Annotated in this window: 22 protein-coding genes and 1 riboswitch; of the genes, 15 read left to right on the top strand and 7 right to left on the bottom strand. The window is 71.2% G+C overall.

From position 1 onward, the window contains the following. Position 1: 1 nt before the first annotated feature. The gene (locus tag ACF08M_RS10945) at positions 2–544 is read left to right on the top strand and encodes a hypothetical protein (RefSeq protein WP_392184917.1); all 543 of its coding nucleotides are present in this window, start codon (positions 2–4) and stop codon (positions 542–544) included. Continuing rightward, the gene (gene mfd / locus ACF08M_RS10940) at positions 541–4,071 is read left to right on the top strand and encodes a transcription-repair coupling factor (RefSeq protein WP_392184916.1); all 3,531 of its coding nucleotides are present in this window, start codon (positions 541–543) and stop codon (positions 4,069–4,071) included. The genes ACF08M_RS10945 and mfd overlap by 4 nt, the downstream gene beginning before the upstream one ends. A 55-nt stretch (positions 4,072–4,126) precedes the next feature. Here the strand turns inward: mfd and ACF08M_RS10935 are convergent, their stop codons facing one another. Then, positions 4,127–4,528, bottom strand: coding sequence for an ATP-binding protein (locus tag ACF08M_RS10935; RefSeq protein WP_392184915.1), 402 nt, complete (start codon positions 4,526–4,528; stop codon positions 4,127–4,129). Positions 4,529–4,681: 153 nt separating this feature from the next. Here ACF08M_RS10935 and ACF08M_RS10930 point away from each other — a divergent pair, with 153 nt between their 5' ends. Both ACF08M_RS10930 and ACF08M_RS10925 read left to right on the top strand, forming a co-directional pair. Further along, complete coding sequence (locus ACF08M_RS10930) at positions 4,682–5,224, top strand: GntR family transcriptional regulator (RefSeq protein WP_392184914.1); 543 nt, start codon at positions 4,682–4,684, stop codon at positions 5,222–5,224. After that, positions 5,221–6,000, top strand: a complete 780-nt coding sequence (locus ACF08M_RS10925) for a GntR family transcriptional regulator (RefSeq protein ID WP_392184913.1) — start codon at positions 5,221–5,223, stop codon at positions 5,998–6,000. The genes ACF08M_RS10930 and ACF08M_RS10925 overlap by 4 nt, the downstream gene beginning before the upstream one ends. A gap of 46 nt (positions 6,001–6,046) precedes the next feature. Here the strand turns inward: ACF08M_RS10925 and ACF08M_RS10920 are convergent, their stop codons facing one another. From ACF08M_RS10920 to ACF08M_RS10910, 3 genes are all read right to left on the bottom strand, one after another. Next, positions 6,047–6,643 carry a DinB family protein gene (locus tag ACF08M_RS10920; protein ID WP_392184912.1) on the bottom strand — a complete coding sequence of 199 codons (597 nt, stop codon included), beginning with the start codon at positions 6,641–6,643 and terminating at the stop codon, positions 6,047–6,049. Positions 6,644–6,727: 84 nt separating this feature from the next. Beyond that, positions 6,728–7,189, bottom strand: coding sequence for an NUDIX hydrolase (locus ACF08M_RS10915; protein ID WP_392184911.1), 462 nt, complete (start codon positions 7,187–7,189; stop codon positions 6,728–6,730). A 256-nt stretch (positions 7,190–7,445) separates the two neighbouring features. Beyond that, the gene (locus ACF08M_RS10910) at positions 7,446–9,104 is read right to left on the bottom strand and encodes an alpha/beta hydrolase (protein ID WP_392184910.1); all 1,659 of its coding nucleotides are present in this window, start codon (positions 9,102–9,104) and stop codon (positions 7,446–7,448) included. Positions 9,105–9,427: 323 nt separating this feature from the next. Here ACF08M_RS10910 and ACF08M_RS10905 point away from each other — a divergent pair, with 323 nt between their 5' ends. Beyond that, positions 9,428–10,210: an HNH endonuclease family protein gene (locus tag ACF08M_RS10905; protein WP_392184909.1), complete on the top strand. Its 783-nt coding sequence runs from the start codon at positions 9,428–9,430 to the stop codon at positions 10,208–10,210. A gap of 153 nt (positions 10,211–10,363) precedes the next feature. On the opposite strand, the gene ACF08M_RS10900 is transcribed toward ACF08M_RS10905, so the two are convergent. Further along, on the bottom strand, positions 10,364–11,107 hold the full coding sequence (locus ACF08M_RS10900; protein WP_392184908.1) for a hypothetical protein: 744 nt from the start codon (positions 11,105–11,107) through the stop codon (positions 10,364–10,366). Between the two features lie 84 nt (positions 11,108–11,191). Beyond that, a complete protein-coding gene (locus ACF08M_RS10895) occupies positions 11,192–11,344 on the bottom strand; it encodes a hypothetical protein (RefSeq protein WP_392184907.1) in 153 nt (50 codons plus the stop codon). A gap of 260 nt (positions 11,345–11,604) precedes the next feature. Here ACF08M_RS10895 and ACF08M_RS10890 point away from each other — a divergent pair, with 260 nt between their 5' ends. From ACF08M_RS10890 to ACF08M_RS10880, 3 genes are all read left to right on the top strand, one after another. Beyond that, a complete protein-coding gene (locus ACF08M_RS10890) occupies positions 11,605–13,773 on the top strand; it encodes an N-6 DNA methylase (protein WP_392184906.1) in 2,169 nt (722 codons plus the stop codon). A 120-nt stretch (positions 13,774–13,893) separates the two neighbouring features. Then, positions 13,894–14,544 (top strand): hypothetical protein, encoded by a 651-nt coding sequence (locus tag ACF08M_RS10885; RefSeq protein WP_392184905.1) that lies wholly within the window; start codon positions 13,894–13,896, stop codon positions 14,542–14,544. After that, entirely contained in the window at positions 14,541–16,106 is a 1,566-nt protein-coding gene (locus tag ACF08M_RS10880; protein ID WP_392184904.1) for a protein kinase, read from the top strand. Before ACF08M_RS10885 ends, ACF08M_RS10880 begins: the two co-directional genes overlap by 4 nt. 244 nt (positions 16,107–16,350) lie before the next feature. Here the strand turns inward: ACF08M_RS10880 and ACF08M_RS10875 are convergent, their stop codons facing one another. Then, positions 16,351–18,861: a YfhO family protein gene (locus tag ACF08M_RS10875; RefSeq protein ID WP_392184903.1), complete on the bottom strand. Its 2,511-nt coding sequence runs from the start codon at positions 18,859–18,861 to the stop codon at positions 16,351–16,353. A 123-nt stretch (positions 18,862–18,984) separates the two neighbouring features. Here ACF08M_RS10875 and ACF08M_RS10870 point away from each other — a divergent pair, with 123 nt between their 5' ends. The 7 genes from ACF08M_RS10870 (at position 18,985) to ACF08M_RS10840 (ending at position 25,982) form a co-directional block, all read left to right on the top strand. Further along, positions 18,985–19,950 carry a glycosyltransferase family 2 protein gene (locus ACF08M_RS10870; RefSeq protein ID WP_392184902.1) on the top strand — a complete coding sequence of 322 codons (966 nt, stop codon included), beginning with the start codon at positions 18,985–18,987 and terminating at the stop codon, positions 19,948–19,950. Then, the gene (locus ACF08M_RS10865; RefSeq protein ID WP_392184901.1) at positions 19,947–20,348 is read left to right on the top strand and encodes a GtrA family protein; all 402 of its coding nucleotides are present in this window, start codon (positions 19,947–19,949) and stop codon (positions 20,346–20,348) included. Before ACF08M_RS10870 ends, ACF08M_RS10865 begins: the two co-directional genes overlap by 4 nt. Before the next feature lie 202 nt (positions 20,349–20,550). Beyond that, positions 20,551–21,207, top strand: a complete 657-nt coding sequence (locus ACF08M_RS10860; RefSeq protein WP_392184900.1) for a SurA N-terminal domain-containing protein — start codon at positions 20,551–20,553, stop codon at positions 21,205–21,207. A 75-nt stretch (positions 21,208–21,282) separates the two neighbouring features. After that, a complete protein-coding gene (locus tag ACF08M_RS10855) occupies positions 21,283–22,257 on the top strand; it encodes a nucleoside triphosphate pyrophosphohydrolase (RefSeq protein ID WP_392184899.1) in 975 nt (324 codons plus the stop codon). A gap of 9 nt (positions 22,258–22,266) precedes the next feature. Further along, positions 22,267–23,661, top strand: a complete 1,395-nt coding sequence (locus ACF08M_RS10850; protein WP_392184898.1) for a cytochrome P450 — start codon at positions 22,267–22,269, stop codon at positions 23,659–23,661. Between the two features lie 105 nt (positions 23,662–23,766). Next, positions 23,767–24,753, top strand: coding sequence for a transglycosylase family protein (locus tag ACF08M_RS10845; RefSeq protein ID WP_392184897.1), 987 nt, complete (start codon positions 23,767–23,769; stop codon positions 24,751–24,753). Positions 24,754–25,054: 301 nt separating this feature from the next. After that, a riboswitch (cyclic di-AMP (ydaO/yuaA leader) is annotated at positions 25,055–25,226 on the top strand. A 3-nt stretch (positions 25,227–25,229) separates the two neighbouring features. After that, a complete protein-coding gene (locus ACF08M_RS10840; protein WP_392184896.1) occupies positions 25,230–25,982 on the top strand; it encodes a transglycosylase family protein in 753 nt (250 codons plus the stop codon). Positions 25,983–26,250: the final 268 nt, after the last annotated feature.

Genomic DNA, 26,250 nt, shown 5'->3' with positions numbered 1-26,250 from the left:
CGTGGGCCGCGGCGGGGAGGGGGCCGCTGCTGGGCGACGGCTCCGGCGAGCGCCGCGGACCCCGGCACCCGCACCCCGGAAGCAGCCCCTGACACGGTTCTCCACGAGGGGCCATGGCCCCCTAGGGGGCGCTCCCCACAAGGTCGTCGGTGCCTCGCTCACCGCCCCCGACGGCACCTCCGAGGACAAGGTCCTGGCCGCCGTCGACCCCACGTACAAGGACGACGTCCGCCGTGAGACGGTCTCCGGGAAGCTGGCCGACGCGTACGGCAAGGACGCCATGTCGGTCGGCGAGACGTACGCCACCAAGCACCACATCGAGGTCGGTGACCGGATCACCGTCGCGTTCAAGGGCGGCGGGTCCGCCCGCCGGAATCGGGCCGCACGCCCTCCGCGGGCGGGGCGATTGCGCACGCGGCTGTCACAGGGGAGCCGTAGGCTTGAACCCCCGGCCCGTGAGACGTGTCGGGTCCTTCGCGTTGCCCCCTGGCAGCAGCCGGCTGTCAGACCTCGCCCTCGTTACCCGGACGGAAGCCCTTCATGAGCCTGCACGGTCTGCTGGATGTCGTCGTACGTGACCCGGCACTTTCCGAAGCGGTGAAGGCCGCCACCGACGGCCACCGGATGCATGTCGACCTCGTCGGTCCGCCCGCCGCCCGCCCCTTCGCCGTGGCCGCGCTGGCCCGTGAGGCCGGGCGGACGGTGCTCGCGGTCACCGCGACCGGCCGGGAGGCCGAGGATCTGGCGGCCGCGCTGCGGACCCTCCTGCCACCGGACACGATCGCGGAGTTCCCGTCCTGGGAGACCCTGCCGCACGAGCGGCTCTCGCCCCGCTCCGACACCGTGGGGCGCCGCCTCGCCGTGCTGCGGCGTCTGGCGCACCCGCGGACGGACGATCCGGAGACCGGCCCGGTCAAGGTTGTCGTCGCACCGATCCGCTCCGTGCTCCAGCCGCAGGTCAAGGGGCTCGGCGACCTGGAGCCCGTGGCGCTGCGCATCGGACAGAGCGCCGACCTCGGCACGACGGTCGACGCGCTCGCGGCAGCCGCGTACTCCCGGGTCGAACTAGTCGAAAAGCGTGGCGAATTCGCCGTGCGCGGCGGCATCCTGGACGTCTTCCCGCCGACCGAGGAGCACCCCCTTCGAGTGGAATTCTGGGGCGACGACGTCGAGGAGATCCGCTACTTCAAGATCGCCGACCAGCGGTCGCTGGAGATCGCCGAGCACGGGCTGTGGGCGCCGCCCTGCCGTGAGCTGCTGCTCACCGACGAGGTGCGCGAGCGGGCCGCCGCCCTCGCCGAACAGCACCCCGAGCTGGGCGAGCTGCTCGGCAAGATCGCCGAGGGGATCGCGGTGGAGGGCATGGAGTCCCTCGCCCCGGTCCTCGTCGACGACATGGAACTGCTGCTCGACGTGTTGCCGAAGGGCTCGATGACGCTGGTCTGCGACCCGGAGCGGGTCCGTACCAGGGCGGCCGACCTGGTCGCCACCAGCCAGGAGTTCCTCCAGGCGTCCTGGGCGGCGACGGCCGGTGGCGGCGAGGCGCCGATCGATGTCGACGCGGCCTCCCTGTGGGGCATCGCGGACGTCCGCGACCGGGCCCGCGAGCTGGAGATGATGTGGTGGTCGGTCTCCCCGTTCGCCGCGGACGACGAACTCGACGAGGACACCCTCAAGCTCACGATGCACGCCCCGGAGTCGTACCGGGGCGACACCGCCCGCGCGCTCGCCGACACCAAGGGCTGGGTCGCCGGCGGCTGGCGCACGGTCTACGTCACCGAGGGGCAGGGGCTCGCCTCCCGTACCGTCGAGGTGCTGAGCGGCGAGGGCATCGCGGCCCGACTGGACCCCGACCTGGCGGATATCTCCCCGTCGCTGGTCCACGTCTCCTGCGGCGCGATCGACCAGGGCTTCGTCGACCCGGAGCTCAGGCTCGCCGTCCTCACCGAGACGGACCTGACCGGCCAGCGCACCGCCACCAAGGACCTGGGCCGGATGCCGGCCCGCCGGCGCAAGACGATCGACCCGCTGACGCTGGAGACCGGCGACTACATCGTCCACGAGCAGCACGGGGTGGGCCGCTACATCGAGATGGTGCAGCGCACCGTGCAGGGTGCCACCCGCGAGTACCTCCTCGTCGAGTACGCCCCCGCCAAGCGCGGCCAGCCCGGCGACCGCCTGTACATCCCGACCGACCAGCTGGAACAGGTCACCAAGTACGTCGGCGGCGAGGCGCCCACCCTGCACCGGCTCGGCGGCGCCGACTGGACGAAGACCAAGGCGCGCGCCAAGAAGGCCGTCAAGGAGATCGCCGCCGACCTGATCAAGCTCTACTCGGCCCGGATGGCGGCGCCCGGCCATGTCTTCGGCCCCGACACCCCCTGGCAGCGCGAGCTGGAGGACGCCTTCCCGTACGCGGAGACGCCCGACCAGCTCTCCACCATCGCCGAGGTCAAGGAGGACATGGAGAAGTCCGTCCCGATGGACCGGCTGATCTGCGGCGACGTCGGCTACGGCAAGACGGAGATCGCGGTGCGGGCGGCGTTCAAGGCAGTCCAGGACGGCAAGCAGGTCGCCGTGCTCGTCCCGACCACCCTCCTGGTCCAGCAGCATCACGGCACCTTCACCGAGCGCTACTCCCAGTTCCCGGTCAACGTACGGGCGCTGAGCCGATTCCAGTCGGAGTCCGAGTCCAAGTCGACCCTGGAAGGGCTCCGAGAGGGCTCCGTCGACCTGGTCATCGGCACCCACCGCCTCTTCTCCTCCGAGACGAGGTTCAAGGACCTCGGCCTGGTCATCGTCGACGAGGAACAGCGCTTCGGCGTCGAGCACAAGGAGCAGCTGAAGAAGCTCCGCGCCAATGTGGACGTCCTCACCATGTCCGCGACGCCCATTCCCCGTACGCTCGAAATGGCCGTGACGGGCATCCGCGAGATGTCCACGATCACCACGCCGCCCGAGGAGCGTCACCCGGTCCTCACCTTCGTCGGTCCCTACGAGGAGAAGCAGATCGGCGCGGCCATCCGCCGTGAACTGCTCCGCGAGGGCCAGGCGTTCTACATCCACAACCGCGTCGAGTCGATCGACCGGGCCGCCGCCCGGCTGCGCGAGATCGTCCCCGAGGCCAGGATCGCCACCGCCCACGGCCAGATGTCCGAACAAGCCCTGGAACAAGTGGTGGTGGACTTCTGGGAGAAGAAGTTCGACGTCCTGGTCTCCACGACGATCGTCGAGTCCGGCATCGACATCTCCAACGCCAACACCCTGATCGTGGAGCGCGGCGACAACTTCGGCCTCTCCCAGCTCCACCAGCTGCGCGGCCGGGTGGGCCGTGGCCGCGAGCGCGGTTACGCGTACTTCCTCTACCCCCCGGAGAAGCCCCTCACCGAGACGGCCCACGAGCGCCTCGCCACGATCGCCCAGCACACCGAGATGGGCGCGGGCATGTACGTGGCGATGAAGGACCTGGAGATCCGCGGCGCCGGAAACCTCCTGGGCGGCGAACAGTCCGGCCACATCGCGGGGGTCGGCTTCGACCTCTACGTACGCATGGTCGGCGAGGCGGTCGCCGACTACCGGGCCTCCCTCGAAGGCGGTGTGGAGGAGGAACCGCCCCTGGAGGTCAAGATCGAACTCCCGGTCGACGCCCACGTCCCCCACGACTACGCGCCCGGTGAGCGGCTGCGCCTCCAGGCGTACCGCGCCATCGCCTCGGCCGGCACCGAGGACGACATCAGGGCGGTCCGCGAGGAACTCACCGACCGCTACGGCAAGCTGCCCGAACCGGTCGAGAATCTGCTCCTGGTCGCGGGCCTGCGCATGCTGGCCCGCGCCTGCGGCGTCGGCGAGATCGTGCTCCAGGGCTCGAACATCCGGTTCGCCCCGGTCGAGCTGCGCGAATCGCAGGAACTCCGGCTGAAGCGTCTCCACCCGAAGACGGTCATCAAGCCCGCCGTCCACCAGATCCTGGTCCCCCGCCCCACCACCGGCAGGATCGGCGGCAAGCCGGTGGTCGGCCGCGAACTGCTGGCGTGGACGGGGGAGTTCCTCACGACGATCCTGGGGTCGTAGCTCCTGGAACGTTGCGCGGAGCGGCCCCGTCGGATGTCTGATGGGGCCGGGCCCTTTACGGGGTGAGCGGAGAGACGGGCGTCTTGAACACGAGCCATACGGTCTTGCCGACGACGTGATCATCGACTCCGCAGTCGTCGGCGAGCTCGTTCACGATGTGTAACCCGCGCCCCGAGCACGCGTCGTGGTCGGGGCGCCGGAACACCGGCTGTCCGGGCCCGCTGTCGCGGACCTCCAGCTGCACCAGTTCCCCGCCCCGGTGGAGATCGACGCAGAACTCGCGTCCCGGCGGTGCGCCGTGCAGCAATGCGTTGGTGGCGAGCTCCGAGACGCACAGCGCTATGTCTTCGATCAGAGGGTGGAGCTCCCACTCGATGAGTACGCCGGTGACGAAGTCGCGTGAGGCACCAACGGAGGTGCGCCTGCGGGGGAATCGTCGTCGCTGCGACAGGGACACGGTGGTTCACCGCCTTGCTCGCGGGCCGTAACGTCGCGATGGCTGTACTGCTATTCACGAAAAGCAGCAAGGTTTACTCTGGGGGGTACGGCTCGGTCGCCTGCCGTGTGATGCGGCAGGCTGGTACAGGTATCGGCTGCGGAGGAGAACGACATGGGCGGCAGTGACTGGGTCAGCACCTCGGTGCCGTATCTCGCCGCGCCTTCCGGGGCCCGGGGTGACGCGTGGGCGGCGGAGGCTGCCGCAGAGGGGCGCCGGGGCACTCAACGCATCGTCCGGGCGGGTGAGGTGGCCGCGCCGGAAGCGGTCGCGGAACTGCTGGGGGCGCCCGTCGGGCAACACGTCGTCGCTCGTCGCAGGATCATGTATCTCGACGGCGAGCCGTGCGAGTTGACGGACACGTACTACCCCGTGGACATCGCGGGCGGCACCGCCCTGGCGGGGACCGCCAAGATCCGGGGCGGGGCGATCAGGCTCCTGGCAGACCTGGGCCACGTCGGTGTGCGCGTGCGCGAGGACGTGACCGCGAGGCCGGCGACCGACCACGAGCGGGAGCAGTTGCGGCTGACAGCCGGGGAACCCGTACTGCAACTGATCCGGCTCACGCTGGACAGCTCGGACCGGCCCATTCAGGTCGACATCATGGCCATGCCGCCGCGGCGCCAGAAGTTGCGGTACGAGATCAGGATCGGATGACTGTGCCCAGACCCGAAGCGGATGCCGTCGACCGCCGTTCGCTGCACGAGCGGATCGCGGCCGACCTCAGGGACCAGATCATGGGAGGCGACCTCGCTCCCGGTGCCAGTCTGCCCTCCACCACGCACCTCAAGGAACGATTCAACGCCTCGAACGCGACGGTGCAGAAGGCGCTGCAACTGCTCAAGGACGAACAGTTGGTGATCGGCAGGGCAGGCGCCGCCGTGACCGTCCGCGAACATCGGCAGCGAACCGTCCGCCCTGCCTCGTACATGGCCCCGGCGGGTTCCGGTGATCCGTACCGCTGGCTGACCGAAGTGGCCAGGAGCGGCTCCCGCGCCCACAGCACACTGCTTGAGGTCGCCGAGACCGAACCACCCGCAGACGTGGCCGAAGCGCTCCGGCTCCCGAAGTCCGGCACCGCACTCCTGCGGCGCCAGCTTCTTGTGATGGACGACGAACCGGCCGAACTGGTCGCGTCCTACTACCCGGTGGACATCGCCCGGGGCACAGCGATGACGGAGCGCCGGAAGATCCCCGGAGGCACGCCCACCCTGCTCGCGGAACTGGGCTATCCGCCGCGACTCAGCGTGGACCGGGTCTCCGCCCGGGTGCCCACCCAGGACCAGTACCAGGCGCTCCGGCTGCCCGGCGGGCTGCCGGTGCTCCGCACCCTGCGCGTCGTCTACAGCGACGACGAGCGGCCCATCGAAGCGACCGTCATGGTCAAGGCGGGGCATCTGTACGAGGTGCAGTACGAGTTTGTTTCCGAGTGAGCGCCGCAGCGAAGAGAGAAGGAGCACCGGCCGCAGCGCGGGACGATCAGCTGTCGGCCTCACGTGCCACCCGCTCCAGTCGGGTGCGGTGGTTCTCCCACCAGTCCGGGTCGCCGGGGGGCATGCTGCCCTTGCCCTGCGTGTAGCCGACGGCTCCGTCGATGAGTTCCCGCAGGATGTCGGCGTGGCCGGCATGGCGCTGGGTGTCGGAGATCACCCGGGCCAGGATGTGGTGCAACGTCACCTCCCGGCGCTCCTCGGGCCACCACGGGACGTGGCCGATCGCGTCGAGGCCGAGTGTCTCGATCGTGCTGTCGGAGTGTGCCCACGCCTGCCGGTACAGCCCGATGATGTCCTCGCGGGACTCGTCCGCGGTGGCCCACATTTCCGCGTTGGGTTCCGCCTCCTCCGTGTACCACCAGGACGGCGGCTTCCCGGTGAAGAACGGCCGCCCGAACGCGTCGCCGAAGTAGCCCAGTTCCACACCGGCGAGGTGCTTGAGCAGTCCGAGCAGGTTGGTGCCCGTGGGGGTCAGCGGGCGGCGGATGTCGTACTCGGAGAGTCCGTCGAGTTTCCACAGGAGGGCGTCACGCCCTTGTTGCAGGTACTGGAGAAGGTCCGCTTTCGGGTTCGGCTCGATCATGCCGGGCAGTCTCCCACCCGGCACTGACAGCGGGGCAGGGCAGCGGCGGCCGTTGCCGGGCGTCACGCGCGCCGGTGGGTGACCTCAGTGCTGGATCAGGCCACCGACCGGGACGGGAGCGACGTGGCCGGTCGCCGGAGCGGTCTGCGCCAGGGCGAGGCCGATGTCGACCAGCGATGACCGGCGCAGGCCGGCGACGTCGGGGACCGGGGTCCAGACCGATTCGACGGTTTCGCCGTTCGGCTCGGGACGGAGCCGGCCGCCGGTGATACGGACCCGGTAGAAGATGCCGATGTTCTGGTGCGCGGGGCCGCCGGGGACGGTCCTTTCGGCGGCGGGGATCACCCTTGAGTCCACGCCCAGCAGCCGCTCGACCACCGCGTCGCAACCGGTCTCCTCGGCGACCTCCCGGACCACCGCGTCGAACGGGTCCTCGCCGTGCTCGACCCTGCCGCCCGGAAGGGTCCAGTTCTCCGAGACGTGATGGGCGAGCAGCACCCGCCCGTCCTCGATGCACACGGCGTACGCCGCCAGCCGGAAACTCATCCCCTGTACCTCCCCTCCCCGGACCTTATCCCGGCACGGGCCGGGGCCGACGGGCATCACGCGTCCCGATCGCCGCCCCGCACGGCCTTCGCGACCGGTTCGCGTGCCGGGCCGGGTTTGCCGCTCGCGCGCACCTGCTGCGGCACTCGGCGGCCAGGAGCTCAGCCGGTCGCATCAGCTAGGAGGGGGCGGGACCCCGCCGGGAGTCCCGCCCCATCTTCAACGGGTCATGCGGTCATGGGCCGTGCGACCGGGCTCAGAAACGGTCCGGGGCACGCTCCGGGAGCGGAGACCCGGGGAGTACGTCCCGCTTCTGGTTCTTCCGCGCCTCGGCGTTCGAGTCGGCCGTCGCCTTGCAGGTCACGTCCTTCGCCGGGAGCTTGCCGGTGAGCAGGTAGTCGTTGACCGTGCCGTCCGTGCACGGGTTGCCGTTCGGGTAGACGCCATGGCCCTCGCCGCCGAGGACGGTGACCATTTTGGAGCCCTTCAGGTCGGCGTGCAGGGCCTGACCGCTGGGCAGCGGGGTCTGCGAGTCCCACTCGTTCTGGACGACCAGGGAGCCGACCTTGTTGTTCACCTCGGTCGCGGGTTCCACCGACTTGTCCCAGAAAGCACAGGGCTTGATGCTGGACGCGAAGTCACCGTAGAGCGGGTAACGGCCCTTGTCCTTGATGGCGTCCTGCCGGTAGCTCTCGGGATCGCGCGACCACGCGGCCGAGTTGTCGCCGCACACCACGGCCCAGAAGCTCGCCGTGGAGTTGTCTGACGGTATCTCGGCGGCACCGGAGGCGGCACCGGAGGCGGCGCCTGCCGTCCCGGTCCCCTCGGATCCGGCGAACGCCGCGAGCTTCTTCGCGGAGGCGGGTAGGCCGGCCGCGGCCTTCTTCAGCTCCACGAACGCCTCGGTGGCTTCCTTCGGGGTGAAGACCGCCCCGCGCATACCGCTGCGGATGTCATCACCGGTGACCGGCTGCCCCTCTACCTCGATGGGCTTCTCGTCGGCCTGCGCGACCAGGTCCCAGAAGGTCCGGTCGACCTGCTTCGGGGTGTCACCGAGGCCGTACTTCTTTGAACGCTCGGCGGCCCACTCGGTCCACCGGTCGAACGCGGGCTCGGCGCCCTCCGCCCACCACTGGATCATCCCTCGCCAGGCGCGCGCCGGATCGACCGCGCTGTCCAGCACGAACCGGTCGGCCCGGCCGGGGAAGAGCTGGGTGTAGACGGCGCCCAGGTAGGTGCCGTACGAGTAACCCACGTACGAGATCTTCTTCTCACCGAGGACCGCCCGGAGCAGATCCATGTCGCGCACGGTGTTGCGCGTGGTGATGTGCGGGAGCGTGTCGCCCGCCTTCTCCTTGCACTTGTTCGCGACGCCGCGTGCCCAGGCGACGTCCTTGTCGAACGTCTCCTCCTTGTACGGCCGCAGCATGTTCTCCTCCTCCGGCTCCAGACCGCAGGAGACCGGGCTGCTCCGCCCCACACCGCGCGGGTCGAAGCCGATGAGGTCGTACTTCTGCTGTGCGGACTTGGGCAGGCTCTCCTGCATCGACAGGGGCATGTAGAGCCCCTCTCCCCCCGGGCCGCCGGGGTTGGAGAACAGGACACCGCGCCGCTTGTCGGGCGCGGTGCTCCTGATCCGGGATATGGCCAAGTCGATCTGCTTGCCCCCGGGAACCCGGTAGTCCAGTGGAACCTTGATCGTGGCGCACTCGAACTCCGCCGGAGCGGCGGCTTCGCACCGCTTCCACTGCGGCTTCTGCTTCACATACCGGTTCAGCGCGCCCGTGGCGGCGGCCGAGGAGGTGGTCGACGGGGTGGCGGCCGGAGCGGCGGTGGCCGTCGAGGTGGCGAGCGCGGGAGCCAGCGTTGCCGTGATACTCACGGCCAACAGGGGCGCGAGACGTCGTCTGCGCACGATATTTTCCTTCCGGTCGCATGTTCGGACAGGAAAGATCTTTCCGGAATCGGCCATGCATGCGAATCACTCGCCGGGCTGCACCTGTCCTCCGCCCTGGGAATGACACAACAGCCGTGGTTGGTACCTGAGTTGTATAGGGGACGGGCCGTCTTCAATGGCGGGCGGTACCCGCCTTGGCGACGGGAAGAAGCCGCTCGGCGGGGCGGGGCGGTGTGATTCCGGCCGCATCCGGTTGGGCGCGCGCTCATGAATGCCCGTCAGCGGCGAGGACATCCGTACGATTCTCTGGTTCGGCTTTCTCCCCGTCAGGACGGCTTCGAGTGATATCCCCCCGTGCGTACCGAGTGATGCTGCCCGCCCTCAGCGTGGCGGCTGTGCTGGCCCTGGCCGGCTGCGACCCCGAGCAGACGTCCTCCGGGGCCGGGCGGCAGGGAGGCGGGTCCGAAGGCGGCGGACAGGCCGTCACCGGATTCGGGGCGAGCCCGCTCGACAACGCCGACGGTACGAAGCCGGGGCTCGCGCCGCTCACCTCCGAGGCGGACCGGGCGGCCGGCCGGAAGATCATCGAGAAGGTGGCGACGAAGGGGCGGGGTCCGAAGACCGGGTACGCGCGCGACAAGTTCGGCTACGCCTGGAAGGACTCGATCGACGGGATACCGCTCGCGCGGAACGGCTGCGACACCCGCAACGACCTCCTCGCCAGGGACGGCAAGGACGTGAAGTTCCGCTCCGGTTCGGACTGCGTGGTCGTGTCGATGACCCTCAAGGACCCGTACACCGGCTCGACCATCGACTGGCGCAAGCAACAGGCCACCAAGGTCCAGATCGACCACGTCATGCCGCTGTCGTACGACTGGCAGATGGGCGCCGCGCACTGGAACGACACCAAGCGGCAGCAGATTGCCAACGACCCGCTCAACCTCATTCCGGTGGACGGCCCGGCCAACAACGCCAAGCGTGACTCGGGGCCGGCGTCCTGGCTGCCGCCGTACAAGCCGGTGCGCTGCTCGTACGCGGTGCGGTTTGCGCAGGTGTCCCTGAAGTACGAACTGCCCGTCACCACCGCCGACAAGAAGGCGATGCTGGAGCAGTGCGGGGGATGACGGGCGGGCGCCCCGCTTACGCGGTGTACGTGGAGCCCAACGTATGGGTGCGGCACCGCGTGTAGACACCCGTCGTGGTCCCGGGTACGGGCGCCGGGAGGCAGCCGCCCGCGAGGGCGCAGCCCCCCGGGCGTCCGGGCGTGCGTGTGAGTGTCAGCCGGCCATCTCGTCCAGGTCGACGATGTCCTTGGCGGCCGGCTCCTTCACCACGACGGGCTCGTCGAACTCGGAGAGCCTCATCGTCATCGGCTCCTTGCCGCCCTTCGCGTCGACCTTGAGCACGTACGGGGCGCCTTCGGTGGCCACCAGCATCGTGTAAGTGCCCTCGCTGTCCTTCTCGGTGAGGCGCAGCGCCCGCTGGCCGTCGATGGTGGTCTCACCGCTCTTGCGGGCCGCGTTGTCGTTCGTCTCGAAGTCCTTCAGCAGCGTGTCCAGGTCGCAGAATTCCAGCATGTCCTTGTTGTCGGCGTCCGAGGCCTTCGACTTCATCCAGTGGCCGGCGAGCAGGTCGACCGCGGCGTCGACGTCCGCGGCGGGCTCGCCCTTGGACTGTTCGCGCAGCATCGCCGCGTCGAGCTTCGTGTAGAGCGTGTCGCCGGTCCGGCGGATCTCCATGCTGCCCGCCGAGCCCATGGACATCCTTCCGGTGCAGGCGCCGGAGGTGCTCATGGCGAAGTGGGCGGAGACCGGTCCGTCGGTCGTCTTCATGTCGACGGCGATCTTCATGGACTTCGCCTTCTTCGTGGTCTTGAGCGCCTTGTTGGCGACTTCGGGGCCCGACATGTCCGCGAAGGGGCCGGTCGCCTCGGCAGGCGAGGCATCGGTGCCGCAGGCGGCCAGGCCGAGGAGGGTAAGGGCGCAGAGGGTGTTGACGGTGGTGCGGGCGAGAAGGCGCATGGCGGAGGTCTCCGTGAGGTGAGGAGGGTGGGGAGGGGGGAGGGGACGGGGCGGGGAACGCGGTGGGCGGGCTTCGCGGGCGTGTCAGCGGAGGGCCGGGCGCGGATCGGCGGAGAGGCGAGGGGCGGTGGCGGGCGCCGGCATGGTGTCGGCGGCGGCTTTGGTCACGAGCACCGCACCGATGCCCGAGAGGGCCCCGTTGCACGCCGGATGCTCGCCCGGTGCGCGAGTGGGCATGGACGCCCGCTGCCGCGGTGGCGGTTCGGGGTACCCGGACATGGCTGGGCCCTTCGGTGAATTTCGACGAATTTCGACAAGGGGGCGTGAACTGTCCCCTGAATCCCTGGGGATGTGGTGACGCGTCAATAACAGCAGAGCCTGTGAACCGAGTCAACATCGCTCACGCGTGACGTTCTTTTATGTGCTGTGAACCGATGCGATCGGCCGGAGGTCGCTATGCTCACCCACACAGCGCCGACGGATCAGGGAGACAGTCAGTGCCGGAGAACTCGACCGAGGTGACCGCGGCCGGCATCGCCCGGCTCGCGGGCGTGGGACGCGCCGCCGTCAGCAACTGGCGCCGCCGGCACGCCGACTTCCCCAAGCCCGTCGGCGGCACCGAGACGAGCCCGTCCTTCGCGCTGCACGAGGTCGAGCAGTGGCTGCGCGACCAGGGCAAACTCGCGGAGATCCCGCTCCGCGAACGGGTCTGGCAGCAGCTCGCGGGGCATCCGGCCGGCCCGGTCCCCGCCCTGGTCCACACGGGCTGCGCCCTGCTGCTCCTGCGGGACGGCCCCACCGCCTGGCGGGAGATCGTCGCCGTGTCGGACGAGGCGATGGCCGGTGTGCTGTCCCTCGCCCTCGATGATCTGCTCGCCGCCCGCTTCGGACCGGCCGCGGAACCCGGACGGGCTGTTCGCGCCCCCGGCCGCGCGGAACTGCTCCCGTCCGTGCCGCTGCTCCGGGGCGCCGCGGAGCTCGCCGCGCAGAACGGTGTCCAGGACACCTTCGAGTTCCTGCTCGGCCGCCAACTGGACGCCAACCCGCGCCAGTACACACTCACCCCGCCCGGACTCGCCGCACTCATGGCCGCCCTGGCGGAGACCGGGAAGCAGCCGGCCCGCACGGTCCTCGATCCCGCGGCGGGCACCGGCGCCCTGCTGCGCGCCGTCGGCCGCCCGACCGCCCTGTACGCACAGGAGACCGACCCCGACCTCGCCGCACTCACCGCGCTGCGGCTCGCCCTGCACACCGGCTCCGCCAACGGCTGCACCCTCGCCTTGCGCACCGGTGACACCCTGCGCGCCGACGCCTTCCCGCAGCTCGCCGCCGACGCCGTGCTCTGCCACCCGCCGTTCAACGAACGCAACTGGGGCCACGACGAACTCGCCTACGACCCCCGCTGGGAGTACGGCTTCCCGGCCCGCACGGAGTCCGAACTGGCCTGGGTCCAGCACGCGCTGGCCCGTCTGCGCGAGGGCGGCACCGCTGTACTGCTGATGCCCCCGGCCGCCGCCTCGCGCCGTTCCGGCCGCCGGATCCGCGCCGATCTGCTGCGCCGCGGGGCCCTGCGCGCCGTCATCGCGCTCCCGGCCGGCGCCGCGCCCCCGTACGGCATTCCGCTCCACCTCTGGGTGCTGCGCAAGCCGGTCGGCGGCCTGCGTCCCGCGCCGGAACTGCTATTCGTGGACACGGCCACGGCCACGGCCACGGCCGAACCCGCCGAATCCCCGGCCGCTGGCCCCGGCGTCACCGCCCCGTCCGGCGGGCGCGACCGGCTCGACTGGCAGGCGGTACACAGCGCCGTGCTCGCCGCCTGGCGGTCGTTCGAGGGCGAGGCCGAAAGTGAGGGCGTGGGCGCAGGCGCGGGAACAGGCGAGGACAGGACCGGCCGGGCGGCCGGGACCCGCCCGAGGGCCGGCCGCACCGTCCCGGTCATCGAACTCCTCGACGACGACGTGGACCTGGCCCCCGCCCGCCATCTGCCACCCCCGGCCGCCGTGGGCGGACCGGCCGAACTGATCCGGGTACGGGAGCGGCTGACCGAGACCCTCGGCCTCACCGGCACCCTCACTCCGCCGGCCGTGACCCCTTCCGGCCCGGCCCACTGGCCGCTCACCACCGTCGGCGAACTCGCCCGCGCCGGTGCCCTCCAGCTCCGCACCGGCGGCTCCGGCACCGGCCCGGCCCCCGTCCTCACCGAACACGACGTCCTGGGTTCCACCGCCCCTTCGGGCAGCCTCCCCGTCGACGGGCCCCCCGAGGAGCCGGTCCTCGTCGAGACGGGCGATGTCGTCCTCCCCGTGCTCGGTGGCGGCGCCGTCGCCCGCGTCATCGACGCCGCCACCGCGGGTGCCGCGCTGGGCCGCAACCTCCAGCTGCTGCGTCCCGACCCGGCCGCCCTCGACCCCTGGTTCCTCGCCGGTTTCCTGCGCGGCACCGCCAACCACCGCCAGGCCAGCAGCTACGCCTCCACCGCCACCCGGCTGGACGCCCGCCGTCTCCAACTGCCCCGGCTGCCACTCGCGGAACAGCGGAGATACGGGGAACGGTTCCGCGCCCTGGCCGCGTTCGAGGACGCGCTCCGGCTGGCCGGCCGGCTCGGCGGACAACTGGTCCAGGGGATGTACGACGGGCTGGCCGACGGCACGGTCCCGCCGAAATGACCTGAGGCGCAACGGTTCGGTACACCCCGGGGCCCGTCGCCGGTGTCGCCCTCTACGCTCGGAGCTGCGTACACCGAGCGTGTGCGCGGACGTTCCCCGACGAGGTTTCCAGGAGCAGCCATGTACGCCCCCGGCCATCCGCCGACGCCGCCGCGCCGGGTTCCCGGCCGGGCCCGGACCGTCGCGACGCGCGTGCTGTTCGTCGTGCTCCCGGTGTGCTCGTTCGGCATGCTGCTGTGGAGTCCGCTGCTCCGTCTCGCGATCGTGCGCCGCCGGGCGTCCGACTGGTGGCTGACCGGGGCCGGTTTCGTGTTCGTCCTCGTGTCCCTGATGATCCTCGGCAGGGACGGCAGCGACGAGCCCGCCGGCATCGACGACGTGCTCATACCGCTGCTGTTGCTGGTGACGGTGGCCGCTGTCGTGTACTACCTGGTCGGGGACATCCGGCACCACGAACAGCTGACGGAGCGCGACCTCATGGGCGGGTACGCGCCCCCGGCACCGGGATACGCGTACGCGCCCACGACGCCGATGCCCGCGCCCGCCCCCGCCCCTTTCCCTACGCCCGCCCCCGCCCCTTTCCCTACCCCCGCGCCCGCCCCCGCGCCTTTCCCCACGCCCGCGCCCGCCCCCGCCCCCGCTCCCACGGACGCGCCCGCACAGTGGCCCCCGGCCTCGGACCGCGCGCCCCGTCGGCACGAGCGGATCGACCAGGTCCGGGCCGAGCTGGACGAGTTGAGCGACTACCTCCGCAAGGAGGAGGGCCGGTGAGCGGACGCCTCATCGGCGGGCGGTACCAGCTGGCGACCATCCTCGGTCAGGGCGGCATGGGCCAGGTCTGGACGGCATACGACCAGCGCCTCGACCGCCGGGTCGCGGTGAAGCTGCTCCGCCCCGACCGGGTCACCGGTCCCATCGGCAGCGAGGCGGCGGGCGAGCTGCGCCGCCGCTTCGTCCGCGAGTGCCGGGTCACCGCCCAGGTCGACCACCCGGGCCTGGTCACCGTCCACGACGCGGGCAGCGACGGCGACGATCTGTACCTCGTCATGCAGTACGTCGAGGGCGCCGACCTCGCCGACCACCTCGCCGAGCACGACCCGTACCCCTGGCAGTGGTCCGTCGCGGTCGCCGCCCAGCTCTGCGCCGTCCTCGCCGCCGTGCACGCGGTGCCGATCGTCCACCGCGACCTCAAGCCCCGCAACGTGATGGTGCGTCCGGACGGCACCGTCACCGTCCTCGACCTCGGCGTGGCCTCCGTCCTGGACACCGACACCACCCGCCTCACCCACACCGGTTCACCGATCGGCTCCCCGGCCTACATGGCGCCCGAGCAGGCGATGGGCGGAGCCGTCGGCCCGTACACCGATCTGTACGCACTCGGTGTGCTCCTCCATGAACTCCTCAGCGGCGACGTGCCGTTCGCGGGATCGACCGCCCTCGGCGTGCTCCACCGCCACCTCTACGAGCCACCGCTCCCGGTCCGCCGGATCCGGCCCGACATCCCCGAGCCGCTCGAAGCGCTGGTGCTGCGACTGCTGGCCAAGGACCCGCAGCACCGCCCGGCCGGCGCCCAGGAGGTGTACGAACACCTCGCCCCGCTGCTCCCCTCCCGGGGCACCGGGCTGCCCACCGGGCCGCTCGACCCCACCCGCCCCTTCCTGCGCCCGCACGCCCCATGGCCCGACCGCGCCACCACACCGCCCCCTCCGCAGGCCCCGCCCGCCGCCCGGCCCGATGTCGCCGCCGCCGTCGACGACGTCAAGAAGCTGCTCGGGGAGGGCCGCATCACCCAGGCCGTGGACATCCTCGGCTCGATCCTCCCGGTCGCGGCCGAACAGCACGGCGAGGACTCCGCCGTGGTCCGCATCCTGCGCAAGCAGTACGCGGCGACGCTGATGGACGACGGCCAGTACCGCCGCGCCCTGCCCGAACTGCGCCGCCTCGCCGACGACCGCGCGGCGGAGGCCGGCCCGGCCGACGCCCGGACACTCCAGTTCCGTTACGACGCGGCCCAGTGCCTGGAACAGCTCGGTGAACCGGCCGCCGCGCTCGCCGAGTACCGCGCGGTCCTCCCGTACTACGAGAACCACCCGTACTACGAGAACCACCCGTACTACGAGAACCACCACGCCACGGGCAACGACCCGGCCCGCTCCTTCGAGATCCGCAACCGCATCGGGCACCTGCTGCTCGCGGTCGGCGACCACGTGGCGGCGCGTGTACAGCTCCAGGGGCTGCTGTACGACACGGAGCGGGCGTACGGACCGCACCACCCGCTGCCGGTGGAGCTGCGCCGCCGGCTCGACCGCCAGGTGGAGGTGCGCGGCGGCTGACCGTGCGGCGTGCCCGGCGACGGTCACGACGGGGCGAACCGTCACGCACGAATGGGCTGCCAAGTAATGGACACGCCAAGCTTCTGCAATGGATTGCCTCGGGGACGGCTGCCGGGGCCGAAGGCCGCTCCCGGCATGAGATCGTGATCTGCCGCCGGGGCGGCTGACGACCCGCCTGCCCCGTCGGCCTCACACTTCTTTCGAGCACTGCCGAGGTCTCTGTGCCTTACCGGCGGAGACGGGCTCAGGCCGGGTTCGCCCGTTCCCGGTCCCCCCGCCGCCGGTACGCGAGCGCCGCCCCGCCGAGCACGAGCACGGTGAGCGCGGCCCCGCCGATCACCTCGCCCGCCCGCAGACCGGGGGGCCGGAACGAACACTCGACGGACGCGCCGCGGGCGGGGACCGGTACGGAGAGCAGGCCCAGGTAGCTGTCGGCGGGGCGGCCCCGGCAGGTCCAGCCCGCGATGCGGGGCGCGGCGATCACGACCGTCCCGGTGCTGCCGGGCGGCAGTTCGGCCCGTATGCCGTGGGTGGTGACATGGACGGCGGTCGCACCGGTGCGCTGCAGACCGGCGACCGCCGAGGCCAGCCGGGTCCGGTCCAGGCAGCCGATCGCCTCGTGCGGCACGGTCCCGGTGCGTGCGGCAGTCAAGGTGACCGTCACCGGTGTGCTCCCGCCCGCCGCGCCCAGGCGCTGCATCGGGGCACGCCGTTGCGGCAGCTGCCCCCGGAACGGGATCTCCGGGCCGTCGTCGAGCCGCGCCGAGCCGAACAGGTCGGGCGCCCACAGATACGCCTCGGTGGCCGCCGGGCACCGGGCGGTCAGTGTGTACGTGCCACGCCCCACCCGGTAGTCGTACGCCCCCCGGTCCGCGGCCGGGCCGCCCCCCGCCGGGCCGCCCCCCGCCGCGCGCAGCACGGTCGGCGGCACCGCGTAGACCGCCGTACCGAGCAGTTGCTCCTGGTTCCGGAAGGGCGAACGGCCGTACGGCACCGGCGCGTCCGGTCCGCGCACCGTCACCAGCGGCGGCGCCTCCTCGCGGCTCACCGTCACCGGCCGGCCGTCGGGGGCGTTCCACCCCTGATGGGGATCGCGCGGCATGCGCACCCGCGCGCCGACCGAGAAGACCGCGTCCGTGACGGGGTTGTCGAGACTCTGCAAGGCCCGGCCGTTCGATGTCCATCCGCCGCCCAGCGCACGCAGGGTGCGGGTCAGCACGTCGGGGGTGAGGCTGCTGTAGTACGCGGCGCCCTGCCCGCCCACCAGCAGCGGATCGTTCGCCGTGGTCTGTTCGCGGCCGGGGTCCGTGCGATAGCGCGGCCAGCCGTCGGCGCCCGCGACCGCCGCGGCCTGGGTCCGCTGCCGCTCGCCCCAGGGCGCGTAGTCGTCCAGCCGGTTCAGCCGCTGCCGGTCGGCGAAGGCGGTGGTCGCGGCGGCCTGCCCGGCCTGCGCGCCGACCAGCAGCACGGCGGCGACGACCGCGGATCTCCGGCCGCGGCCGACCAGCAGCAGCGCCCCGACCGCCGCCACCAGACCTGCCGCGAACAGCGGATACGTCCACGGTGTGACCAGGTCGCTGAAGCCGGCCCCGGCCCCGATCAGCACCAGCACCGCGACCCCGCCGACCAGCGCCCGCCACCCCGGCCAGTCGTACGAGACGGAGATCCAGGCGGCGATCACCACCAGCCCGGCCAGTACGAACGTCTGCCGGTACGGACTGCCGTTGGGCGTGGCGAACGCGTGCCAGAGCAGATGTGCCGGCCCCCATTGCAGCGACAGCGCGACCCCGGCCACCAGCCCCGCCCACGCGCACCGCTCGCGCCGCGGTACGGACCGCTGGAAGGCCAGCGCACAGGCCAGGAGCAGGGTGCCCGTGCCGAGGAAGAGCGCCGGGGTGAAGAAGCTGTACGTGGCGGGCAGCAGCCGGGCGAACACATCGGGCCAGTGGGCGGGCGCGAACGTCCGGTTCCAGCCCGGGTAGGCGTGCTTCGTCCCCAGGTAGACGGGGAGCAGGACGGGCGCCGAGAGACCGATGCCCACCCCGGCCGTGGTGACCGCCCGGACCAGCCCCCGGACCACCGCCCGCCGGTCCTCCCGTTCCGTACAGAGCCGTACCGCGAGCACCAGAGCGGCGCCGAGCGTCGCCATGTAGGCCGTGTAGAAGTTGGCCGCCCACATCAACGCGACGAGCAACGGCGCGGCGATCCGGTGCCGACCCGTCCGGGCCCACTCCCCGGCCAGGCAGAGCAGAGGCAGCGCGATCAGACCGTCCAGCCACATCGGGTTGTACGACGCCTCGACGACCGACCAGCCGCACAGCGCGTACGAAGCACCGAGCACCCCCGCCGCCCACCAGCGCCCGCCGCGCAGCGTCAGCAGCAGCAGGGCCATCAGCGCCGCGGCCGACGCCATCTTCAGGACCGTCACCACATAGACCGCGAGGTCCATCCGGTCGCGCGGGAAGACCCCGACGAGCAGGGCGAACGGACTGGTCAGGTAGGTGCCCAGATCCGGCAGGAAGCTGGTCCCGTACCCGGACGACCAGTTGAGCAGCACCCCGCCGTCGGCGTTCCCGTGCAACAGGTCCCACAGCCGGGCGTGGAACGGTACGAACTGATTGCCCAGGTCGTTGACGCTGCGCGTGTGCGGCCCGAACGGAAAGCTGCGCGCCACGGCGTCACCCGCGCAGACGGCGGTCACGGTGAGCAGCGCGGCGAGCGAGCCCGCCCACAGGCGGGGACGGAAGATCGGCATACGCAGGAATATGCCAGCCCAGATCGTGTAACTCCGCGCTGAAATGGGCCAGTTCATGTGATGGACGCTCATCGGCCATATGGAGCGCCGGGTTCCGACATGTGGGCGGGTTGATGTACATGCGTGCTGATCTCGTTAGTGGTGCCTTGTTTCAACGAGGAAGAGATCCTCGAACGTTTCCATGAACGCGTCACGGACGAAATGACGCGCCTCGGCCATGAATTCCAGCTGGTGTACGTCGACGACGGCAGCGCGGACCGGACGCTGGTCGTCCTCCAGGAACTGGCCGCGGCCGACCCGCGGGCCCGCTATGTCTCCTTCAGCCGCAACTTCGGCAAGGAGGCCGCCATGCTGGCCGGCCTCCGCCACGCCGAGGGCGACGCGGTCGTCATCATGGACGCCGACCTCCAGCACCCGCCGGAGCTCGTGGGACGCATGCTCGAAGAGCACGCGGACGGCTACGACCAGGTGATCGCGCGCCGCACGCGCAAGGGCGACCGGGTCACCCGTACCGTCAGCGCCCGCGCCTACTACTGGCTGATCAACCGCCTGGTGGACGTGGAACTGGTCGACGGCGTCGGCGATTTCAGGCTGTTGTCCCGCCGCACCGTCGACGCCGTACTGGCACTCACCGAATACAACAGGTTCTCCAAGGGCCTTTTCGCCTGGGTGGGATTCCGCACCGCGACGTTCAGCTACGAGAATGCCGTCCGTGAACAGGGCCGTTCCGCCTGGACCTTCGGAAAGCTCCTGAACTACGGCCTCGACGGGCTTCTCTCCTTCAACAACAAACCGCTGCGCGCGGCGCTGTATCTGGGCATGCTGCTGCTGTCCGTCGCCCTCGCCTATGCCGCGTGGATCGTCGGCGTCGCGCTGGTGCGGGGGGTCGACACCCCCGGCTATGTCACTCTCCTCGTCGTGGTCACGGCACTTGCCGGGGTCCAGATGGTGATGATCGGGGTGGTCGGCGAGTACGTGGGCCGTATCTACTACGAGGTGAAGCGCCGCCCGCACTTCCTGGTGAAGGCCACGAACACCGCGCCGGCACCGGGGCGGACACGGGAGCCCCGGGAGTTCGTGAGCCGATGACGGTCACCGCGCAGATGGCCCGGTTCGCCCTGGTCGGAGTCGTGAACACCGGCACGTACTACGGCTGCTACCTCGTCCTGCTGACCTGGCTGCCGTACCTCGCCGCCCATGTCCTCGCCTTCGGGCTGAGCATGGTCGGCTCCTTCTTCCTGAACTCCCGCTTCACCTACCGGACCCGGCCCACCTGGCGGAAGTTCCTGCTCTTTCCGCTCACCAACGCCGCCAACTTCGTCATCACGACCGGCGGTGTCTATCTGCTGGTCGACCTCGCCGGGTTCAGCAGCCGGTACGCGCCGCTGGTCGCGGCCGCGGCGGCCATTCCGATCACCTTCGTCGTCTCGCGCGCGATCATGCTGCGTCCGGACAACGGGGTCCCGGCGGCCGAACACGTCTCCTGACCCGCGAGGCGTCTCGACGGGCCGTCCCGGGCGCCGCTGTGAGATGCCGCCGCGGGGAGGGCCGGGCGCCCCGAGGGGGCCCACATCCCCAACTCCTTCCGAATCGTTGGTCGAACCAGTGGCCCGAACCACATCCACTGCCTAACATCGATCACCGCAAGGTCTTGTGCACTGATGCACAAACTCTCCCCGGGAGGTTCCTTTGCACCGCCGCCGTCGCACCGCGCTCACCGTCTCCGCCGCCCTGCTGGCCGGGGCCCCACTTCTGACCGCCTGCGGCGGGCAGGCCCACCCGGGCGCCGCGGCCCTCGTCGGCGAGGACCGGATCGAGGTGTCCACGCTGCAGGGCCAGGTGGCGGCGGTGCGGGACGCCCAGCGCGATTCGAAGGACGCCTCGCAGCTCATCGACAAGTCCGGGCAGCTCAGCCGGGCGAAGCTGCACGGCATGATCTTCGACCGGGTCCTGGACCGGGCCGCGCGGGACGCGGGTGTGACCGTCAGCCGCAACGAGATCCAGCAGATGCGGAGGGCGGCGGCCGCCCAGTCCGGGGGAGAGGCACAGCTGCGGATGGCGATGCTCCAGCAGAGCTGGGTCGCCCCCGGCCAGATCGATGCCGTGCTGCGCGAGCAGGTCCAGCTGACGAAGCTGGCCCAGGCCCTCGGCGCCGACCTGCAGCAGCCCGAGGGGCAGAAGGCCGTCGGCGACGCCCTCGCCAAGGCGTCGAAGGAACTGAAGGTCGACGTCAATCCGCGCTACGGCACCTGGGACGACAAGCAGACCCAGCTGGCCAACTACAAGGCCCCCTGGATCAACCAGGTCACCAGGCCCGCGACGGCGGGCGCCGAGCCCGACGCCTAGCAGTACCAGGGCCTCTCGGGCCATGCACCCGGGCCGCGGAGACGGCGGCCGGACCGACCGGAGTAGATTCGAACGGTGAACGCTGAAGATCCCGGCCGTATCGTCCTGCTCACCGCCAGCCACCGCGTCGCGCCCGGACTCCTGTCCTGGCCCGCCTGGCAGGCGCTGCACGCCGCCGACCGGGTGCTCTGCGCGGAGCAGGACAATCCGCAGCTGCCGTACCTGCGCGAGGCGGGCGTCGCCGTCGAGCCCTCCGCACCCACCGCGCGGGAGCTCGTCGACGCCTGTGCGGGCGGCCGGAGCGTCGTCGTCCTCACCGGCGGCGAGGGCGATCAGCCGCTGACCGACGGGCTCGCACGGCTCGCCGGTTCCGGGCGGGTGCGGATGCCCGACCTGGAGCTGCTGCCGGGTTCGTACGATCTGCCGGGCGCCCGTCTCCTCGATCTGGTCCAGGTCATGGACCGGATCCGGATCGAATGCCCCTGGACCTCGCAGAAGACCCACGAGGGCCTCGCCAAGTACGCCATCGAGGAGGCGTACGAACTCGTCGAGGCGATCGAGGACGGCGACCGCGACGAGCTGCGCGAGGAACTCGGGGACGTACTCCTCCAGGTCGTCTTCCACGCCCGGATCGCCGAGGAAGGCCGCCCCGAGGACGGGGCGGAGCCCTTCTCCGTCGACGACGTGGCCGGGACCCTCGTCGAGAAGCTGATCCACCGCCACCCGCACGTCTTCGGGGACGAGACCGCCGAGACCCCGGAGGACGTGCACGCGCACTGGCTGCGGACCAAGGCCGTCGAGAAGCAGCGCGACTCGGTCACCGACGGAGTGCCGCTCGGCCAGCCCGGTCTCGCCCTGGCGGCGAAACTGGCCGGCCGGGTCCGTACCGCGGGGCTCGATGTGGCGCTCCCCACGGGCGACGGCATCGGCTACGAGCTCCTCGGCCTCGCCGTACGCGCCGAGCAGGACGGCATCGACCCCGAGGCCGCACTACGGGCCGCCGGCCGTGCCTACCGGGACGCCATCCGGGCGGCGGAGGGCAACGGATAACGTCGGGGGGTGAACCGCAGCCCCGCCGACCAGCCCACCGGTCGACCCACGCCCGGCCCGGCCGACCACCCCGCCGGCCAGCCCGCGCACGGCCCCGCCGACCAGCCTGCCGACGGCCCCGCCGACCGCCCCGCCTGCCCCGTCGGCGGGCCCGAACTCTTCACCTGGGAGTTCGCCACCGACCCCTACCCGGCCTACGCCTGGCTGCGCGAGCACAGCCCCGTGCACCGTACCGCACTGCCCAGCGGTGTCGAGGCCTGGCTGGTGACCCGGTACGCGGACGCCCGGCAGGCGCTCGCCGACACCCGGCTCTCCAAGAACCCGGCGCACCACGCCGAGCCGGCGCACGCCAGGGGGAAGACGGGTATCCCGGGCGAGCGCAAGGCGGAGCTGATGACGCATCTGCTCAACATCGACCCGCCCGACCACACCCGGCTGCGCCGCCTCGTCTCCAAGGCGTTCACCCCGCGCAGGGTCGCCGAGTTCGCGCCGCGCGTACAGGAACTGACGGATCACCTCATCGACCGCTTCATCGCGGAGGGAAGGGCGGACCTCATCCACGACTTCGCGTTCCCGCTCCCCATCTACGCGATCTGCGATCTGCTCGGCGTGCCGCGCGAGGACCAGGACGACTTCCGGGACTGGGCGGGCATGATGATCCGGCACGGCGGCGGTCCGCGCGGCGGGGTGGCCAGGTCGGTGAAGAAGATGCGCGGCTATCTCGCCGAACTGATCCACCGCAAGAGGGAGAACCCGGGGGACGACCTGATCTCGGGGCTGATCCGGGCCAGCGACCACGGCGAGCACCTCACCGAGAACGAGGCCGCGGCCATGGCCTTCATCCTCCTCTTCGCCGGATTCGAGACGACGGTCAATCTCATCGGCAACGGGGTGTACGCCCTGCTGCGCAACCCCGCGGAGCGCGAGCGGCTGCAAGGCTCCCTCGACGCGGGGGAGAGCGGGCTGCTGGAGACCGGGATCGAGGAACTGCTGCGGTACGACGGTCCGGTGGAGCTGGCGACCTGGCGGTTCGCCACCGAGCCGCTGACGCTCGGCGGACAGGACATCGCGGCCGGCGACCCCGTACTCGTCGTGCTCGCCGCCGCGGACCGCGACCTGGAGCGCTTCGGGGACCCCGACACGCTCGACCTCGCACGGCGTGACAATCAGCACCTCGGGTACGGGCACGGCATCCACTACTGCCTGGGAGCACCGCTCGCCCGGCTGGAGGGACAGACGGCGCTCGCCACGCTTCTGCGGCGACTTCCCGACCTGCGACTTGCGGTAGAACCTACCGATTTGCGGTGGCGTGGCGGGCTCATCATGCGCGGACTGCGCACGCTGCCGGTGGAGTTCGCGCCGAGGCCCGCCCCGACGCGATATGACGCTCAGTCAACTCTGTGACTTCCGCGTGATCTGTGCTGCATCGACTTGTGACACGCGTTCGGGTCCCGCTAGGTTCACCGTTCGACTCATTTGTCACTCGTCAGTCACACGGAAGGCAACCCCATGGGCTCCGCGAACGGCAGACACCGTCGCCCTCGTCAGGCACCCGCCATCGTCGTCGCCGCAGGCGTGACCGGTTCGGCCATCGCCATCCCGCTGCTCGGCGCGGCAGGCGCGCACGCGGCCGACGCCACGACCTGGGACCGGGTGGCCGAGTGCGAGAGCGGCGGCATGTGGAGCGCCGACCTCGGCAACGGCTTCTACGGCGGCCTGCAGTTCTCGCAGGAGACCTGGAAGGCGTACGGCGGCGAGTCGTATGCCGAGCGCGCCGACCTGGCCAGCCGCTCGCAGCAGATAGATGTGGCCGAGAAGGTCCTGGAGGACCGGGGCCCGAAGGCGTGGCCCAGTTGTGCGGTCATCTCCGGCCTCACGGAGGACGGGACGCTGCCGGGCGTCGATCCCGGGGTCACGCCGCCCGCCGAGCCGAAGCGGAGCACGGAGCCGGCTGACGGCGCGTCGACGGCCCCGTCCGAGGGCGCCACACCGTCGCACGCCGCCCCGGACGCCGACTCGGGCGGCAAGGGCGGCAAGGACGGCTCGGAGCGCTCGGGCGCCGACGACGGACCGGCGGACCGGACCAAGCCGTCCAAGAAGCCTTCCGCCACCCCGTCGAAGCCTTCTGCCACCCCGTCCTCCGGAGCGTCCGACGCGTCGGACGCGACCGGCCCGTCCGACGCGGCCGACGGTACGGGGGGCAAGCACCGCGGCGCACCGGCCCCCGAGGGGGGCCGGGACACGAACGGCGGCGTCGACCGCGAGTCGGGCCGGCACGCCTCCCGCGGTGACGGCGATGCGCGCGACGCGGGCACGCCGGCCGCCGACGGCACGTACACCGTCCGCCCCGGCGACAACCTCTGGGCGATTGCTGACGCACAGAAGGTTCCCGGCGGCTGGTCCGCGCTGTACGAGGCCAACGAGGAGGCCGTCGGATCCGACCCGGACCTCATTCTCCCTGGCCAGAGCCTCGATCTCGATGTGAAGACCAAATGAGAGCGGTCTGATAATCGACTGAAAGAGCCTCAAAAACTGGGGTAGTTCAGAGACCTATGTCCACTTATGCGTAAGTGAGACATGGGTCTCTTTGCGTCAACTGGCGTGTCGCGCCTGAGGGGTCCTCCTGTACCGCCTCCCACCTGCGAAAACGACGGTTCCTCAGATGCAAGTAAGGGGTGATTGTCCGATGTGTCCATCTTTGAATGTAGGGGTTGCGTGTGTTTACGGTCGGAACCGCTCGCACCGCGGGCCCCGTCGACCGTCACGCCGAAATCCTGCCGTCGGTCGAAGGGAACAGACGCGTAAAGCGCCGTAGGCAGGAGCGGGGGACCCAGGTAGGCGCCGGCCCCGATCGTCGAAAGACGCATCAGGACCGGCTTGGGGTGAAGTCGCGTGCTAGGACGTGCGACCGGGCAACTCACTTGGCCCGAACCCGACAGCTCACCTCGTAGGCGTCGGTGAGGAGACGTTCCATGCTGTTTTCTGGCAAGGGCAAGCACCGCCGCCCGTCCAAGGCCGTCCGTGTCGCCACGCTCGCCGGTGTCGCCGGTACCGCCGTCGCCGTTCCGCTGATGGGTGCGACCGGTGCCTCCGCCGCCTCCGTCGCCACGTGGGACGCCGTCGCTCAGTGCGAGTCCGGTGGCAACTGGTCCATCAACACCGGCAACGGCTACTACGGCGGTCTGCAGTTCTCGCAGTCCAGCTGGGCCGCCGCCGGCGGTACGCAGTACGCCCCCCGTGCCGACCTGGCCACCAAGGCCCAGCAGATCGCCACCGCCGAGCGGCTCCTCGACATGCAGGGCCCGGGTGCCTGGGGCTGTGCCGGCGCCGGCAACCTGCGCAACGACGGCGTCAACCCGGGTGTCGACACCGGCTCCTCCTCGAAGTCCGGCTCCGGCGCCACGCAGAAGCAGAGCGCCCCGGCCGCGCCGAAGCAGCAGGCCCAGCCGAAGAAGGCCGAGCGCACCGAGGCCCCCGCCACCAACCGCTCGGACCGCTCCGCCGCCCCGCAGGCCGAGTCGAAGAAGACCGTCACCACCCCGACCGGCGAGAAGGTCAAGAAGGGCGACGGCGAGTACAAGGTCGTCTCCGGCGACTCCCTGAGCAAGATCGCCGCCGACCGCAAGGTCGAGGGCGGCTGGCAGCAGCTGTTCGAGCTGAACAAGGACATCGTCACGGACGCCGACCTGATCTACCCGGGTCAGCAGCTGCACCTGACCAAGTAGTCCAGGTTCTCTCCTCCCGGAGCACCCCGGCCCGGCGCGCGTTCCCCCGTACGCGCCGGGCCGGGGTTTCCTGTGTCATGTGCCGCCGCCGCGAGGTGTCACCTCCGTCACATGCCGCCTCCGGGAAGTGCGCCGCCTCTGCGGGTTCGTTCAACTGTTGTCGTTACTGACCAGTAAAATTCTGACTGTTTGTCCGGTGATGCTCACCCTTGGGCCCTTTTTCGTCCCAGGGGACGGGCGATCGTCCGGCTGAGCGGGCCGGGCCGGT

The organism is Streptomyces sp. NPDC015032, from assembly GCF_043080425.1.
In the GTDB taxonomy this organism is placed as follows: domain Bacteria; phylum Actinomycetota; class Actinomycetes; order Streptomycetales; family Streptomycetaceae; genus Streptomyces.
The sequence above is the reverse complement of the archived record's forward strand: the minus strand, read 5'-3'. Positions and strand labels throughout refer to the sequence as shown.

Bases quoted from the DNA above. Each gene is read 5' to 3' on its own strand.
- ACF08M_RS10840 (WP_392184896.1), top strand. From the start codon at position 25,230: ATGCTGTTTTCTGGCAAGGGCAAGCACCGCCGCCCGTCCAAGGCCGTC.
- ACF08M_RS10845 (WP_392184897.1), top strand. From the start codon at position 23,767: ATGGGCTCCGCGAACGGCAGACACCGTCGCCCTCGTCAGGCACCCGCC.
- mfd (WP_392184916.1), top strand. From the start codon at position 541: ATGAGCCTGCACGGTCTGCTGGATGTCGTCGTACGTGACCCGGCACTT.
- ACF08M_RS10900 (WP_392184908.1), bottom strand. From the start codon at position 11,107: ATGCGCCTTCTCGCCCGCACCACCGTCAACACCCTCTGCGCCCTTACC.
- ACF08M_RS10930 (WP_392184914.1), top strand. From the start codon at position 4,682: ATGGGCGGCAGTGACTGGGTCAGCACCTCGGTGCCGTATCTCGCCGCG.
- ACF08M_RS10915 (WP_392184911.1), bottom strand. From the start codon at position 7,189: ATGAGTTTCCGGCTGGCGGCGTACGCCGTGTGCATCGAGGACGGGCGG.
- ACF08M_RS10925 (WP_392184913.1), top strand. From the start codon at position 5,221: ATGACTGTGCCCAGACCCGAAGCGGATGCCGTCGACCGCCGTTCGCTG.
- ACF08M_RS10865 (WP_392184901.1), top strand. From the start codon at position 19,947: ATGACGGTCACCGCGCAGATGGCCCGGTTCGCCCTGGTCGGAGTCGTG.
- ACF08M_RS10885 (WP_392184905.1), top strand. From the start codon at position 13,894: ATGTACGCCCCCGGCCATCCGCCGACGCCGCCGCGCCGGGTTCCCGGC.
- ACF08M_RS10895 (WP_392184907.1), bottom strand. From the start codon at position 11,344: ATGCCCACTCGCGCACCGGGCGAGCATCCGGCGTGCAACGGGGCCCTC.
- ACF08M_RS10875 (WP_392184903.1), bottom strand. From the start codon at position 18,861: ATGCCGATCTTCCGTCCCCGCCTGTGGGCGGGCTCGCTCGCCGCGCTG.
- ACF08M_RS10920 (WP_392184912.1), bottom strand. From the start codon at position 6,643: ATGATCGAGCCGAACCCGAAAGCGGACCTTCTCCAGTACCTGCAACAA.